This is a genomic window from Pseudomonadaceae bacterium SI-3 (assembly GCA_004010935.1).
In the GTDB taxonomy this organism is placed as follows: domain Bacteria; phylum Pseudomonadota; class Gammaproteobacteria; order Pseudomonadales; family Pseudomonadaceae; genus Stutzerimonas.
Genome location: CP026511.1, coordinates 582,164 through 596,926, shown reverse-complemented (window position 1 = coordinate 596,926; position 14,763 = coordinate 582,164). Strand labels below are relative to the sequence as shown.

Below are 14,763 nucleotides of genomic sequence, written 5' to 3'. Positions count from 1 at the left end.
AGTCGCAGCTTGCTGCTTCGGGGCATTCGTTTATCCTCCGCCGCAATGGAGGACTGCATGCGAATCTATAAAGTCGGCGGAGCGGTACGTGACCGGTTGCTGGGACGCCCTGTGACCGAGGTGGACTGGGTGGTCGTCGGCTCCAGTGCCGAAGAGATGCAGGCCAAAGGTTTTCGCCCGGTGGGCGCAGATTTCCCTGTGTTCCTCCATCCGGTCACTGGCGAGGAATACGCACTGGCCCGCACCGAGCGCAAAAGCGGTCGCGGTTACGGCGGGTTCACCTTCTATGCCAGCCCCGAAGTGACTCTCGAAGAAGACCTGATCCGCCGCGATCTGACCATCAACGCCATGGCCGAGGATGAGCAGGGCCAGCTGATCGACCCCTACGGCGGCCAGGCCGACCTCGCCGCTCGCCAGCTCAGGCACGTATCCCCCGCCTTCGCCGAAGATCCTTTAAGGGTGTTGCGCGTGGCGCGCTTTGCCGCGCGTTATGCCGAGCTCGGCTTTGGCGTGGCGCCTGAAACCCAGGTACTGATGCGCCAGCTCGCGGAATCGGGTGAGCTACTGGCCCTGACACCGGAACGCAGCTGGAAGGAAATCGCCCGCGCGCTGATGGAGCCTCGCCCTGACGTCTTCATACAAGTCTTACGCGACTGCGGCGCCTTGAAGGAGCTGTTTCCGGAAATCGACCGGCTATTCGACGAGACGTTACCGCTCGAGGATGGTACCCAGGCCGGCAAACACACACTCGAGGTGCTACACAGATGCGCCGCTCATGCTCAGCCCCTAACAGTGCGTTGGGCCTGTCTACTGATGCCGCTGGGACAGACAGCTGACCTCGATGCGCCGAGTTCGGAAACAGCCAAAACATCGCCAATTGACATCGTCAGCACGCGTTACAAAGTGCCGCGGGACTGCCAGGAGTTGGCCAGACTGGTCGGCGAATTCTACTCGCTCGGCCATCAGGCCATGTCACTGCCGGCGCAGACGTTGTTCGAGTTGCTGCAGCATTTCGACATTTACCGCCGCCCGGAACGCTTCGAGCAGTTCGTCGCCTGCTGCGCTATGGACGCGCAGAGCGGTCACGAGGGGCACGCCTATCCGCAGGCCGAATACCTGCGCGGAGCCGCCGAGCATGCCTGCGCGGTACAGGTGAAGCCACTCATTGAACAGGGTCACAAGGGCGCAGAACTAGGAGAGGCACTCAAACGCGAACGGCTGGAGGCTGTCCACCAATATCAACGCCTCCATCAAGGCAACGCCAACTGATCAGCGCTTGTCGTGTTGCGACGCGAGGAACCCGCGCTCCTCGCAAGGCGACGTCAGCGCGGGTCCGCGGCGGACAACAACGACGCTGGCGTCAACTCCTCGCCTTTCCACTGAAAACGCACCGGCCACAGCTGCTGCTCGATGACCGATTCCCGCCACAATTCAGCGAAGCACCGCCCGGCTTCGGGATGCATCACCTCCGGCGAAAGCAATGCCAGTGGCCAGAGCACGAAAGCGTTTTTCAGCGTCTCCGGCCGCGGCAGTTGCAATCCATGAAAATTGCCCTGCAGATCGCCATACATCAGCACATCAATATCCAGCGGTAGACCTTTGCGGTCCGGCGCGTAGCGTCCGTTATCCGCTTCGATGAACTTGAGCCGTCGGTCCAGCTCCATCAACGGCAACTCGGTGCTACCGGACACCACGAGGTTGTAGAAATGGTCACCCTTGTAGCCCACCGCAAGGCTTTCAAAAACGGGTGAACAGCGCATGTCTCCGAGCAGCTTTTCCAGCGCATCGAGACCGGCAGCCAGATTCCGCTCACGGCGGTTATTGCTGCCGAGCCCCAGCAGTACGCGAGTCAGAGGCATCCGCGTTCGATCTCCACACCCAACGCTTTTGCGCGCGGGTTGACGCCCGGTTTGGTCACCCGTAGCCGCAACCATGGAATGCCGAACTCACTCATCAGGGAAGCAGCCAGGCGTTCGGCAAAGGTTTCTACCAGCTCGAAGCGTGACGTTTGAGCGAAACGATCAATGGAGGCAGTCACTTCGGCGTAGTCCAACGCTTTATCCAGTTCGTCGTTCTGGGCGGCGGGACGGATGTCCCAGCCGAGGGTCAGATCCAGCCGCAAGCATTGTCGAATGCCGCGCTCCCACTCATAGGCGCCGATCAGCGTATCCACTTCCAGCCCTTCGATGAAAACTGTATCCACGCAACGTTCTCCCTCGGCACGACAACTTCATGACAGGCCGTTAGACTCAGGAGCTCCTTGCCCCGGATGAATGCCATGTTCTGGCAATTAGCACTGCTCGCCTATCTGACCGGCTCGCTTTCATTCGCCATTCTACTCAGTCGCCTGACCGGCGCACCCGATCCACGCGCCGGCGGTTCCGGCAATCCCGGCGCCACCAATATGCTGCGACTGGCCGGCAGAGGCCTGGCCATCAGCACCCTGTTCGGTGATTTGCTCAAAGGCCTACTGCCGGTGCTGCTTGCCGCCGCACTGGGCCTGACGATCGAGCAACAAGCCTGGATCGGCATTGCCGCAGTATTGGGCCACTCATATCCGCTGTACTTCCGCTTTCGTGGGGGCAAAGGCGTGGCCACCGCCGCTGGCGTCTTGCTTGGCCTGCATCCCGCAACGGCATTGCTGGCGCTGCTCATCTGGCTGGCTGTTTTCACGTTGTCACGCACCAGTTCACTGGCCGCACTGGTCGCACTACCGCTCTGCCTGCCCCTTCTTGCCTGGATGCAACCTACGGCGCTCTGGCCTATGGCATTGTTGGCCGCGCTCATCGCCTGGCGTCACCGTAACAACCTGCGCGACCTGTCTAAAGGCAGAGAGCGACATTTTTAAGCTAACCGGCGTCAAATTGCCGGAAGCGTTTCCATTGGCCAGCGCGCCTGTACCGATATCTCGGGACCATCCTGCTGACCCGCCAGCAAACGCTGGCAGCCGGCGTAGGCAATCATCGCCCCATTGTCGGTACAGAAACGCGGACGGGCATAGAACACCCGCCCCTTCAGCTCGGCGAGCATCGTCTCCAGGCTCTGGCGCAATGCCGTATTGGCGCTCACACCACCGGCGATGACCAGACTATTCAACCCCGTCTGCAGCAGAGCACGTCGACATTTGATGGTCAGCGTATCGACAACGGCTTGCTGAAAAGCCAGCGCGATATCACAGCGGGTTTGCTCACCCTCATCGCCGGCACTCTGTCGTTGCTGCCAGGTCGTCAGGGTGGACGTCTTGAGGCCGCTGAAGCTGAAATCCAGCCCAGGCCGATCTGTCATTGGTCGTGGAAAGGTGAATCGCCCCGGCATCCCGCGCTCAGCAAGCGCTGCGATTTCCGGACCACCCGGGTAGGGCAGCCCCATCAGTTTGGCCGTCTTGTCGAAAGCCTCTCCGGCGGCGTCGTCTACCGATTCGCCCAGCAGCTCATAGCGACCGATGCCATCGACTCGGACCAGTTGGGTGTGCCCACCGGAAACCAACAACGCAACGAAGGGAAACGCCGGCGGTTGCTCTTCGAGCATCGGCGCCAGCAGATGTCCTTCCATATGGTGCACGCCGATTGCCGGCACACCCCAGGCAAGCGCCATCGCCTGTGCGCAAGAAGCGCCAACCAGTAGCGCGCCCACCAGGCCGGGGCCGGCCGTATACGCCACCGCGTCGATCTGGCTGGATTCGCGCCCGGCCTCTTCGAGCACCTGACGGATCAGCGGCAGCATCCGCTTGACGTGATCACGCGACGCCAACTCTGGCACCACGCCTCCATAGACGCGGTGCAGATCGATCTGACTGAACAGCGCGTCGGCCAACAGGCCGTGCTCGCTGTCATACAGTGCAACACCGGTCTCGTCACATGAAGTTTCCAGCCCCAGAACCAGCATGGGCACGACCTTTCCAAAGAAGCGAATGAAGCCGCGCATATTAATCGCCGGGGCCAGCGACCGACCAGCGCTTTTCGATAAGGGGCTTTGCATTCCACGCGGCAAGGCGTTAACATCCGCAACCCTTAAAACCAGCGTGCTCGCGATATTTGCCGAAGCGCGTTGTAACCGGTAAACAAGTGAAGGTACGTCCTGGATGCCCAACGTTAAAGTTAAAGAGAACGAACCATTCGACGTAGCTCTGCGTCGCTTCAAGCGTTCTTGCGAAAAGGCCGGTGTTCTGGCCGAAGTCCGCAGCCGTGAGTTCTACGAGAAGCCTACTGCTGAGCGCAAGCGTAAAGCTGCTGCCGCAGTCAAGCGTCACGCTAAGAAAGTGCAGCGCGAACAGCGCCGTAGCGTTCGCCTGTACTGATCCAGTACTGCTGACGCTGCATCAAGCCCGGCCAATGCCGGGCTTTGCATTTGAAGGAGACTCCGCTTCGCCAGCCGGCGAAAGGCCGGAGTTTTTTTCATTCCGGCCTGAACACTGCGAGCGTATTCTCATACCCCTATGGCCGGCTTGATCCCACAATCATTCATTGATGACCTACTCAACCGCTCCGACATCGTCGAGGTGGTGAGTTCGCGCATCCAACTGAAAAAAGCGGGCAAGAACTACACCGCCTGCTGCCCGTTTCACAAGGAAAAGACCCCCTCATTTAGCGTCAGCCCGGATAAGCAGTTCTACTATTGCTTTGGTTGCGGCGCTGGCGGCAACGCGCTCGGCTTCATTATGGATCACGACAGCCTGGAATTTCCCCAGGCAGTCGAGGAGCTAGCCAAGCGCGCCGGCATGGAAGTGCCGCGCGAAGAAAGCGGACCGGGGCGCAAACCACGTCAGCCCGTGGACTCACCGCTCTACCCCTTGCTCGAATCCGCCGCCGATTACTATCGACAGTCCCTCAAGGGTCACCCGGCGCGCAAGGCCGCAGTGGAGTACCTGAAAGGGCGAGGCTTGTCAGGTGTCATCGCTAGGGATTTCGGCCTCGGCTTTGCCCCGCCCGGCTGGGACAACCTGATGAAGCACCTGGGTGGCGATGCCCTTCAGCAGAAGGCCATGATCGAGGCTGGACTGTTAATCGAAAACGCTGAAACCGGCCGGAGCTACGACCGTTTCCGTGACCGGGTGATGTTTCCGATCCGCGACAGTCGAGGGCGCGTCATTGCTTTCGGTGGACGAGTGCTGGGCGATGACAAGCCAAAATATTTGAATTCGCCGGAAACACCTGTCTTTCATAAAGGCCAGGAACTTTACGGGCTCTACGAGGCACGCAAGGCTAACCGCGACCTGGATGAAATCATGGTCGTTGAAGGCTACATGGACGTCATTGCCCTGGCACAGCAAGGGCTGCGCAACGCCGTCGCGACGCTGGGCACCGCGACCAGTGACGAACACCTCAAGCGCCTGTTCCGCATCGTGCCCAGCGTGCTGTTCTGTTTCGATGGTGACGCAGCCGGTCGCAAGGCTGCCTGGCGCGCTCTGGAATCGGCGCTACCAAACCTGCAGGATGGCCGCCGCGCACGTTTTCTGTTCCTGCCGGAAGGCGAAGACCCGGACAGTTTGGTGCGCAGCGAAGGTACCGATGCCTTCAAAGCCCGAATCCAGCAACAGGCGCAACCGTTGGCCGACTACTTCTTCCAGCAGCTTAGTGAAGAAGCAGACCCACGCTCACTGGAAGGCAAGGCCCACCTGGCGACTCTTGCAGCACCGCTCATCGAAAAAATCCCCGGCAACAACCTGCGCGCATTGATGCGGCAGCGCCTCGGGGAAATCACCGGCCTGCACAGCGAAGCGCTTCAGCAGATGAGCTCAGCATCGCCGAGCCCCGCGCTGGAATATGACGACAGCGTGTATTACGACACCGCGGCTGGCCATGACGAAGGCGACTACTACGCACCGCCGGCCACCACCCAGCCGAAGACCGGCGGCAAGAAAGAGTGGAAAAAAGACTGGAAAAAGCCTGGCCAGCGTCCAGACTTCAAAAAGCCACGCGCACCGAGAACGCCCGCTTCAGTAGAACCACCGGCCCTGACCACACTGCGTACGCTCCTCCACCACCCTGAGCTTGCGCAGAAGGTCGAAGATGCCAGCCACTTCGCGGCGGAAGACGACACCTACGCACAACTGCTTGTCGCCCTGCTGGGAACGCTGCAAAAGAACCCCAAACTGCGCAGCCTGCAATTGATTGCACGCTGGCATGGAACCGACCAAGGGCGCCTTTTGCGCGCACTTGCCGAGAAAGAATGGCTAATCTCGGCCGATAACCTTGAACAACAGTTTTTCGACACCATAACAAGCCTTGCTGCCAGACAACGCGACCGCAGCCTTGAAACGCTGCTGCGCAAAGCTCGCCAGGGTGAACTCAGCGCAGAGGAGAAAGAGCAGCTGCGCAGCCTGCTAAATCGCAACTCAACACCCGCTATATCGACCTCAACTGGCGCGTGAGGTCCTTGCTCGGCTATAATGCTCAGCTTGTTTTCAGCCCGCCAGAACCGTCAGTGGATAGGGTTATATGTCCGGAAAAGCGCAACAGCAGTCCCGTCTCAAAGAATTGATCCAGCGTGGCCGTGAGCAGGGTTACCTGACTTACGCCGAGGTCAATGACCACCTACCGGAGGATATTTCCGATCCGGAACAGGTGGAAGACATCATTCGCATGATCAACGACATGGGTATCAATGTATTCGAGGTTGCCCCGGATGCCGATGCCCTGTTGCTGGCCGAAGCCGATACCGATGAAGCCGCAGCCGAAGAGGCCGCGGCGGCACTTGCCGCTGTCGAAACCGACATTGGCCGCACCACCGATCCCGTGCGCATGTACATGCGTGAAATGGGTACTGTCGAACTGCTGACCCGCGAAGGCGAGATTGAAATCGCTAAACGCATAGAGGAAGGCATTCGCGAGGTGATGAGTGCCATTGCCCATTTCCCGGGTACCGTCGACAGCATCCTCGCCGATTACGATCGCGTCACCACCGAGGGTGGGCGTCTCTCCGACATTCTCAGCGGGTATATCGACCCTGACGATGACGGCGCGGCCGGCCCTCAGGCAGAAGTCGAGCCCGTCGCACCGCAGGCAGCAGTAAAGCCGGCCGGTGACGACAAGGACGACGAGGAAGAGGACGATTCCGACAGCGATGAAGAAGAAGGCGATGGCGGTCCGGATCCGGAAGTTGCTCGCGTTCGCTTCGGCGCCGTCGCCGAGCAACTGGACGTCGCCAAAAAGGCCTTGAAGAAGCATGGCCGCGGTAGCCAGCAGGCGACCGATGCCCTGCAGGAACTCGCCACGCTGTTCATGCCGATCAAGCTCATCCCTAAGCAGTACGATGCGCTGGTCGATCGCGTACGTGATGCTTTGAGCCAGGTCCGCGCCCAAGAACGCGCCATCATGCAAATCTGCGTGCGTGACGCACGCATGCCCCGCGCCGACTTCCTGCGTCAGTTTCCTAACAACGAAACAGACCTTGATTGGGCAGAAAAGCTGGCCAATGGCAAAAGCAAATACGCCGAAGCCATCGCCGCACGCAAGGAAGACATCCAACGCTGCCAGCAGAAGCTGCTCGCGCTGGAAGAAGAATGCATATTGGCGATCGCCGACATCAAGGATATCAACCGTCGCATGTCGATCGGTGAAGCCAAGGCTCGCCGGGCCAAGAAGGAGATGGTCGAGGCCAACCTGCGTCTGGTTATCTCCATCGCAAAAAAGTACACCAACCGCGGCTTGCAATTCCTCGACCTGATTCAGGAAGGCAACATCGGCCTGATGAAAGCGGTGGACAAGTTCGAATACCGTCGCGGCTACAAGTTCTCGACCTACGCTACCTGGTGGATACGCCAGGCGATCACTCGCTCCATTGCCGACCAGGCGCGGACCATCCGTATCCCGGTCCACATGATCGAGACGATCAACAAGCTCAACCGCATCTCTCGTCAGATGCTGCAGGAAATGGGCCGCGAACCCACGCCTGAAGAGCTTGGCGAGCGCATGGAAATGCCCGAGGACAAGATCCGCAAGGTACTGAAGATCGCCAAAGAGCCGATCTCCATGGAAACCCCGATCGGTGACGACGAAGATTCGCACCTGGGCGACTTCATTGAAGACTCCGCCATGCAATCGCCGATCGACGTGGCGACCGTGGAGAGCCTCAAGGAAGCCACTCGCGAAGTCCTCTCCGGCCTCACCGCACGGGAAGCCAAGGTATTGCGCATGCGTTTCGGCATCGACATGAACACCGACCACACCCTCGAGGAAGTTGGCAAACAGTTCGATGTCACCCGCGAGCGGATCCGTCAGATCGAAGCCAAGGCGCTGCGCAAGCTGCGCCACCCGACGAGAAGCGAGCATCTGCGCTCCTTCCTCGACGAGTAAAACAGAACCCCCGGCCCGCGCCGGGGGTTTTGCATTCAGGCCAGTCAAAACATGCCTGTACGCACAGCTTCGCTTGGCGCACACACAACACCACCGGTATAATCCGCCCGCCTCTGAGGGCCTATAGCTCAGTTGGTTAGAGCAGAGGACTCATAATCCTTTGGTCCACGGTTCGAGTCCGTGTGGGCCCACCAACTCCAAAGCCGCGCACTGCGCGGCTTTTTCGTTTGCCTCCGACCTTTCTTGTTGCAACGCCTCGCGCCACGCGACTTGAGCCTCTATTAATTATGCTAATACCCAAAACGCATATAAACCGGAATAAACGTTCCTAGACTCTCTAAGTGCTCGACCCTATCGTTCGCGCGGGGCCGCTCTGCGGCCAGTCGTTACGCCACGTTAAGGACGTTCATGCTCTCCGATTCGCTGCCGCTGCTTTTCGTCTGCGCCTTGCTGGTCTGGGTGCTGGTGTCTTTCGTGCGGGAGACCTGGAGCCCCGACATCGTGGTGGCGATTGCGGTGGCGGTGTTGATCGCCAGCCAGTTACTGACCCCCGCGGAAGTGCTCGGAGTCTTGTCCAACTCTGCGCCCGTCACCATTGCCTGCATGTTCGTGATATCCGCGGCGCTGGAGCGCACCGGCTGCATCGATGCGTTGGGTAACTGGCTGGGTGGGCTGGTCGGCACCAGCCCGACCCGCGTGCTCGGCGGGCTGACGATTACTGCGCTGGTCATTTCGGCCTTTCTCAACAACACGCCCGTGGTAGCGATCCTGACACCGGTGGCCATTTCCCTGGCAACGCGGGCCGGCACCACGCCTTCGAAGCTGCTGATTCCGCTGTCCTACGCCACCATCCTTGGCGGCACGCTGACGATGATCGGCACCTCGACTAACATCCTGGTCGACGGTGTGGCGCGCAAGGCGGGCCTCGCGCCATTCGGCATGTTCGAAATCACCGGCGCTGCGCTGGTGCTCGCCGCGGCCGGCATGCTGTATATGCTGACCATCGGCAAGCGGCTGCTGCCGGAGCGCGACACTCTCTCCAAGCTTCTCGGGCCTAGGCTCGATCGCACCTTCATGAGCGAATTGCGGGTTCCTCAAGGATCGCCCGTCGTCGGCAAGAGCATTGCCGAGGCCAACCTCAACGGTGGCAGCGGACTGCAGGTGCTGCAGGTGAACCGCGGGGTTCATTTGCACAGCCGACCGGAACAGGATTTCAGCTTGCTGGCCGGCGATGTGTTGGTCATCCACGGCCAGGTCAAGGATGTAGTTGAGCTACGCGGCAGCGGTCATCTGAGCTTCAACCGCAGCGACGCCTTCGAGACCCTCAGCAGCGAGGATGAAGTGCTCGCTGAAGCCATCGTCGGACGCAACTCGCGTTACAGCCACCGACCGATGCGCGACCTCGACCTCAGCGCCCGCTACGGGATCAATGTGCTGGCCGTTCACCGGCAGGACGAAAACATCCAGGGCAACCTCGACGATTTCCAACTGCAGTTCGGCGATGTGATGCTGGTCGAGGGCACCCCGGCGCAGATCAAGCGTTTCGCCGACAACGGCGAGCTGATCAGTCTCAACGCCGTACAGGAGCGCGCTTTTCGACGAGACAAGGCGCCCATCGCCATTGGCACGACGCTGATGGTGATGCTGCTGGCAGCGTTCGGTGTGATGCCGATCGAAGGCCTGGCGATCATCGGTGCCGCGGCGGTTCTGGCGACCCGCTGCCTGGACGTGGAGGATGCCTACAAGGCGGTCGATTGGAAGATCCTCAGCCTGATCTTCGGCATGCTCGCCATCAGCGTAGCGATGAACAAGGTAGGGCTGGTCGGGCTGATTGTTTCCAGCGTGGTCGACCTGACGCCTTGGGCCGGCCCGCTATTCATGCTCGGGTTCATCTATCTGTTCACCTCAGTGCTTACTGAGATCCTCTCTAACAATGCCGTCGCCGTGCTGGTCACACCAATCGCCATCGGCCTCGCCCAGCAGCTCGGTATCGATCCGCGTGCGTTTGTCGTCGCGGTGATGTTCGCTGCCAGCGCTAGCTTCGCCACGCCGATCGGTTACCAGACCAACACATTTGTCTATAACGCCGGTGGCTATCGCTTCGCTGATTTCCTCAAGGTGGGAATCCCGCTGAATCTGTTGCTGTGGGTCGTCGCAACGCTGGTCATCCCGTTGTTCTGGCCGCTCACACCGCTTTGATAACGGTGCTTGCCCTGGATCATTGACCGCATCGGCGTTCAGTTTCATGCTCTCGGGCCTTTGCCCCGATGAACAAGAACAAGGAGCGCGCCATGAAGCTGGAAACCCTCGCCGTCCATGCCGGCTACAGCCCAGACCCAACCACCCGCGCAGTGGCTGTGCCGATCTACCAGACCACCTCCTACGCGTTTGACGATACCCAGCACGGCGCGGACCTGTTCGACCTGAAGGTGCCGGGCAACATCTATACGCGCATCATGAATCCCACCACCGACGTGCTCGAGCAGCGCGTCGCGGCACTGGAAGGCGGCGTGGCGGCATTGGCTGTGGCCTCGGGAATGGCGGCGATCACCTATGCCATCCAGACCATCGCCGAAGCTGGCGACAACATCGTTTCGGTCGCCAAACTCTATGGCGGCACCTTCAATCTGTTTGCCCATACCCTGCCGCGGCAGGGAATCGAGGTGCGCTTCGCTGCCCACGACGATATCGCTGCGCTGGAGTCGCTGATCGACGAGCGCACCAAGGCTGTATTCTGCGAATCCATCGGCAACCCAGCCGGCAATGTCATTGACCTCGCCGCGCTGGCAGACGCCGCACACCGCCACGGCGTACCGTTGATCGTCGATAACACCGTCGCTACACCGATGCTGTGCCGCCCCTTTGAGCATGGCGCGGACATCGTCGTGCATTCGCTGACCAAGTATATGGGCGGCCATGGCACCAGCATTGGCGGCATCGTCGTCGACTCAGGGAAGTTTCCCTGGGCACAGCACAAGGAGCGCTTCGCGCTGCTCAACACGCCTGACGTGTCCTATCACGGCGTCACCTACACCGAGGCGTTCGGCCCCGCCGCTTTCATCGGCCGCTGCCGCGTGGTGCCGCTGCGCAACATGGGCGCGGCGATTTCGCCGTTCAATTCGTTCCTGATCCTGCAGGGGCTGGAAACGCTCGCGCTGCGCATGGAGCGGCATTGCGAGAACGCCTTGAAGGTTGCCGAATACCTGCAGGCACACCCGCAGGTGGCGTGGGTGAAATATGCCGGCCTGGCCGATCATCCGGAGCATGAATTGGCGCGCCGTTATATGAGCGGCACGCCGGCGTCGATCCTCTGCTTCGGCATCGAAGGGGGCATGGAGGCCGGCGCGCGCTTCATCGATGCGCTCAAGCTGATCGTGCGGCTGGTCAACATCGGCGACGCCAAGTCGCTGGCCTGTCATCCCGCCAGCACCACGCATCGCCAGCTGAACGCCGAAGAACTGGCCAGGGCAGGCGTTTCCCAGGATCTGATCCGGCTGTCGATTGGCATCGAGCACATCGATGACATTCTGGCCGACCTGACCCAGGCCCTGGACGCGGCCAAAGGCTGATTTCGCAAGACCGCTTTGCCCGCGACGCTTGATATCGCTTGATATCGGCCAGCGAGGCTCCACATTACTGCGACAGACCGCTGTGGAGCCTCGCCATGACCGACTCGCTGATCATCCCCTGCGCACATTGCGCCAGCCTCAACCGCATCCCCGCCGACCGGCTGCACGACGCGCCGCGCTGTGGACGTTGCAAGGAAGAAGCCTTGCCGAACACGCCGTTCGAGCTGCAGCAGAATCAGTTCGCCAACCAGATCAAGGGTGATTTGCCGCTGCTGGTGGATGTCTGGGCCAGCTGGTGCGGCCCGTGCCGCAGTTTCGCCCCAACCTTCGCCCAGGCGGCAGCTCAGCTGCAGGGCCGTTGCCGATTGGCCAAACTGGACAGCGAGGCCAGTCCGCAACTGTCTAGCCAGCTCGGCATTCGTTCGATTCCCAGTTTGATCCTCTTCAAGCAAGGCAAGGAAGTGGCGCGCCAGAGCGGCGCGATGCCATTGCCGCAGCTACTGGCCTGGCTCCAACAGCACGGGGTATGACAGGCGCCACGCGGTAGTCTGTTTGGCTTCTGAGGAGACGGAAGAAGGACTGGCAGCCAAGCGGCTCGACGCCGGCATCGTCACGGCAGGCGCATCCTTGGCCACCGGGCTCTTTGGCAAACCTAGAACTGACCACCGACCGACCCCGCAGTTCCGTGCATTAGGCCTGCCTTTTATCTGGATATTTCACGCAACGTTTGCCTAGGCTCGACCGCGATTGGATAATGCCGCCGTTTTCACGGCAGACATTTACCGATAGTCGCTGTACAAGGACGTCGACACGCCAATAACAAAGGCTCGAGGATGAGCCGGTGAGTTCAGCGTGATTCAATTCGAAATCGATCAATGGCAGGCTTGGGCTCCAGGACTGGCGAGCACTGATGACTGGGCCAATTGGGCCGGGGATCCGTGCGAGCTCGAAAGCAGTGACGCACAACCGGACGTCAGCTTCCTGCCGGCCATGCAGCGCCGACGCCTGAGTCGCCTGGCGCGCATGGTGTTCGCCGTGGCCACTCCTCTGGCGGCCAACCGGGCGCCAATGCCCCTGGTCTACGCCTCCCGTCACGGCGAGACCACGCGCACTTTCGCCATCCTCAACGACCTGGCGAGCGACGAGCCACTTTCCCCTACCCAGTTCAGCCTGTCGGTGCACAACGCGATCATCGGTCTCTGGTCCATCCAGCAGCAGGACACCAGCGAGATGACGGCGCTCGCAGCTGAAGGTGACGGATTGGAGCATGCCGTGCTCGAAGCAGCCTTGTTGCTCGGCGAAGGCGCTCCCGAAGTCCTGGTGGTGGTCGCGGAAGATCAGCCCCCTGCGGTCTATGCGCCCTGGATCAACGACGTCAGCTTTCCTTATGCCGTGGCGCTGTTGCTGAAGCCGGGTAAGACCTGGCAATTGAGCCTCGAAACAGCCGAGCCAGCCGCTAGGCAGGCATCGCACCCGCATGCGATCAAACTGGTCCACGCACTGCTCAAGGACCAACCGACCTTTCAAAACACCTGGGAGAGCCGCCAATGGAACTGGCAGCAAACCTATTGAACCGCCGATACAGCGCGCCCTGGCTGTGGCGCCTGGTCGCGACCGGGCTGTCGTTTGCCCTGTTCGGTCTCGGCGGGCTCTGCCTGCGAATGATCGTCTTCCCTGTGCTGGGTCTGCTGCCAGGCGACACGACCGAACGCCGCAGTCGGGCGCGACAGACCGTGAGCCGGCTGTTCTGGCTGTTCGTCCAGTTCATGTACCGCAGCGGCGTACTGACCTATGAAGTCGAGGGTGCCGAACGGCTCGGCCGCCCTGGGCAGTTGGTGATCGCCAACCACCCTTCGCTGATCGACGTGGTGGTGCTGATCGCACTGATCCGTGACGCCAACTGTGTGGTCAAGCAGAGCCTGTGGGACAACCCCTTCACTCGCGGGCCGATACGTGCGGCTCAGTACATCAGCAATAACGGCAGCGCGGAGATGCTCGACGAAGCAGCCGATGCGCTGAGGCAAGGCCAGACACTGATCATCTTTCCCGAAGGCACGCGCACCACGCCGGGCCAGGCGCCGCAGTTTCATCGGGGCGCGGCGGCTATCGCGCTTCGTGGCGCACGCCTGGTCACACCGGTCGTGATCACCGTAACACCCACCACCCTGACCAAAGCCGAGCCCTGGTATCGGATTCCGGCAAGACGTTTTCATTTTCATCTGCGCGTCGGTGAGGATATCGACCCGCAGATGTTCGCTTCGCGTGGCGCAGCACCCATTGCCTCTCGGCAACTCAACGATCATCTGCATCGACACTTCATAAAGGAGCTCGCACTCGATGAGCCAACTGCAGCTTGAAATCAAGCAACTGATCATCGACGCCCTGGGTCTGGAAGACCTCGGCCCAGACGACATCGCAGCCGACCAGCCGCTGTTTGGCGAAGGGCTCGGGCTGGATTCGGTCGATGCGCTGGAGCTGGGTCTGGCGATCCAGAAGCGCTTCGGTATCAAGATCGACGCCGATGCGAAGGACACCCGCAAGCATTTCGCCAGTGTCGATAGCCTGACCGCCTACGTCAGCGCCAACCGCGCCGTCACCGAGGAGGCTTGAAATGGAAAGCCGCAACGAAATCTTCCAGACCCTGCGCGATGCGCTGGTCGAGCTGTTTGAACTCGAACCCGAGCGAATCAGCCTGGAAGCCAACCTATACCAGGATCTTGAAATTGACAGCATCGACGCCGTCGACCTGATCGATCACATCAAGCGACAGACAGGCAAGAAGATTGCCGCAGAGGAATTCAAGTCGGTACGAACCGTGGGCGATGTCGTCGAGGCGGTGTATCGGCTGGTGAACCCGCAACCGGCCTGACCCACCCGATCAACCAACCAAGCATTGTCCG

The 14,763-nt window shown here is 60.7% G+C and carries 15 protein-coding genes and 1 tRNA gene; 13 read left to right on the top strand and 3 right to left on the bottom strand.

From position 1 onward, the window contains the following. The first annotated feature begins 57 nt into the window (after nucleotides 1-57). Nucleotides 58-1,269: a multifunctional CCA addition/repair protein gene (locus C1896_02820; protein AZZ43949.1), complete on the top strand. Its 1,212-nt coding sequence runs from the start codon at nucleotides 58-60 to the stop codon at nucleotides 1,267-1,269. A 53-nt stretch (nucleotides 1,270-1,322) separates the two neighbouring features. Here the strand turns inward: C1896_02820 and folK are convergent, their stop codons facing one another. Then, the gene (folK, locus tag C1896_02815; GenBank protein ID AZZ43948.1) at nucleotides 1,323-1,859 is read right to left on the bottom strand and encodes a 2-amino-4-hydroxy-6-hydroxymethyldihydropteridine diphosphokinase; all 537 of its coding nucleotides are present in this window, start codon (nucleotides 1,857-1,859) and stop codon (nucleotides 1,323-1,325) included. After that, on the bottom strand, nucleotides 1,850-2,203 hold the full coding sequence (gene folB, locus C1896_02810; protein AZZ43947.1) for a dihydroneopterin aldolase: 354 nt from the start codon (nucleotides 2,201-2,203) through the stop codon (nucleotides 1,850-1,852). The genes folK and folB overlap by 10 nt, the downstream gene beginning before the upstream one ends. Before the next feature lie 75 nt (nucleotides 2,204-2,278). Between folB and C1896_02805 the strand changes: the two genes are divergently transcribed. Next, nucleotides 2,279-2,848 (top strand): glycerol-3-phosphate acyltransferase, encoded by a 570-nt coding sequence (locus C1896_02805; protein ID AZZ47500.1) that lies wholly within the window; start codon nucleotides 2,279-2,281, stop codon nucleotides 2,846-2,848. An 11-nt stretch (nucleotides 2,849-2,859) separates the two neighbouring features. Here the strand turns inward: C1896_02805 and tsaD are convergent, their stop codons facing one another. Continuing rightward, nucleotides 2,860-3,885, bottom strand: coding sequence for a tRNA (adenosine(37)-N6)-threonylcarbamoyltransferase complex transferase subunit TsaD (gene tsaD / locus C1896_02800; protein ID AZZ47499.1), 1,026 nt, complete (start codon nucleotides 3,883-3,885; stop codon nucleotides 2,860-2,862). Between the two features lie 196 nt (nucleotides 3,886-4,081). On the opposite strand from tsaD, the gene C1896_02795 reads away from it, so the two are divergent. From C1896_02795 to C1896_02745, 11 genes are all read left to right on the top strand, one after another. Next, the gene (locus tag C1896_02795; protein AZZ43946.1) at nucleotides 4,082-4,297 is read left to right on the top strand and encodes a 30S ribosomal protein S21; all 216 of its coding nucleotides are present in this window, start codon (nucleotides 4,082-4,084) and stop codon (nucleotides 4,295-4,297) included. 138 nt (nucleotides 4,298-4,435) lie between these two features. Then, a complete protein-coding gene (locus tag C1896_02790; protein AZZ43945.1) occupies nucleotides 4,436-6,370 on the top strand; it encodes a DNA primase in 1,935 nt (644 codons plus the stop codon). Between the two features lie 67 nt (nucleotides 6,371-6,437). Beyond that, the gene (locus tag C1896_02785; GenBank protein ID AZZ43944.1) at nucleotides 6,438-8,294 is read left to right on the top strand and encodes an RNA polymerase sigma factor RpoD; all 1,857 of its coding nucleotides are present in this window, start codon (nucleotides 6,438-6,440) and stop codon (nucleotides 8,292-8,294) included. Nucleotides 8,295-8,411: 117 nt separating this feature from the next. Continuing rightward, nucleotides 8,412-8,488, top strand: a tRNA-Met gene (locus C1896_02780). 214 nt (nucleotides 8,489-8,702) lie between these two features. Beyond that, nucleotides 8,703-10,493 carry a dATP pyrophosphohydrolase gene (locus C1896_02775; GenBank protein ID AZZ43943.1) on the top strand — a complete coding sequence of 597 codons (1,791 nt, stop codon included), beginning with the start codon at nucleotides 8,703-8,705 and terminating at the stop codon, nucleotides 10,491-10,493. A 92-nt stretch (nucleotides 10,494-10,585) separates the two neighbouring features. Beyond that, nucleotides 10,586-11,863, top strand: a complete 1,278-nt coding sequence (locus C1896_02770) for an O-acetylhomoserine aminocarboxypropyltransferase (protein AZZ43942.1) — start codon at nucleotides 10,586-10,588, stop codon at nucleotides 11,861-11,863. A 95-nt stretch (nucleotides 11,864-11,958) separates the two neighbouring features. Beyond that, nucleotides 11,959-12,393 carry a thioredoxin TrxC gene (locus C1896_02765; protein ID AZZ43941.1) on the top strand — a complete coding sequence of 145 codons (435 nt, stop codon included), beginning with the start codon at nucleotides 11,959-11,961 and terminating at the stop codon, nucleotides 12,391-12,393. Between the two features lie 322 nt (nucleotides 12,394-12,715). Then, nucleotides 12,716-13,435: a 3-oxoacyl-ACP synthase gene (locus C1896_02760; GenBank protein AZZ43940.1), complete on the top strand. Its 720-nt coding sequence runs from the start codon at nucleotides 12,716-12,718 to the stop codon at nucleotides 13,433-13,435. Continuing rightward, a complete protein-coding gene (locus C1896_02755; protein AZZ43939.1) occupies nucleotides 13,411-14,220 on the top strand; it encodes a 1-acyl-sn-glycerol-3-phosphate acyltransferase in 810 nt (269 codons plus the stop codon). The genes C1896_02760 and C1896_02755 overlap by 25 nt, the downstream gene beginning before the upstream one ends. After that, nucleotides 14,201-14,473, top strand: a complete 273-nt coding sequence (locus C1896_02750; GenBank protein ID AZZ43938.1) for an acyl carrier protein — start codon at nucleotides 14,201-14,203, stop codon at nucleotides 14,471-14,473. Before C1896_02755 ends, C1896_02750 begins: the two co-directional genes overlap by 20 nt. 1 nt (nucleotide 14,474) lies before the next feature. Beyond that, nucleotides 14,475-14,732, top strand: coding sequence for an acyl carrier protein (locus C1896_02745; GenBank protein ID AZZ43937.1), 258 nt, complete (start codon nucleotides 14,475-14,477; stop codon nucleotides 14,730-14,732). Nucleotides 14,733-14,763 lie beyond the last annotated feature (31 nt).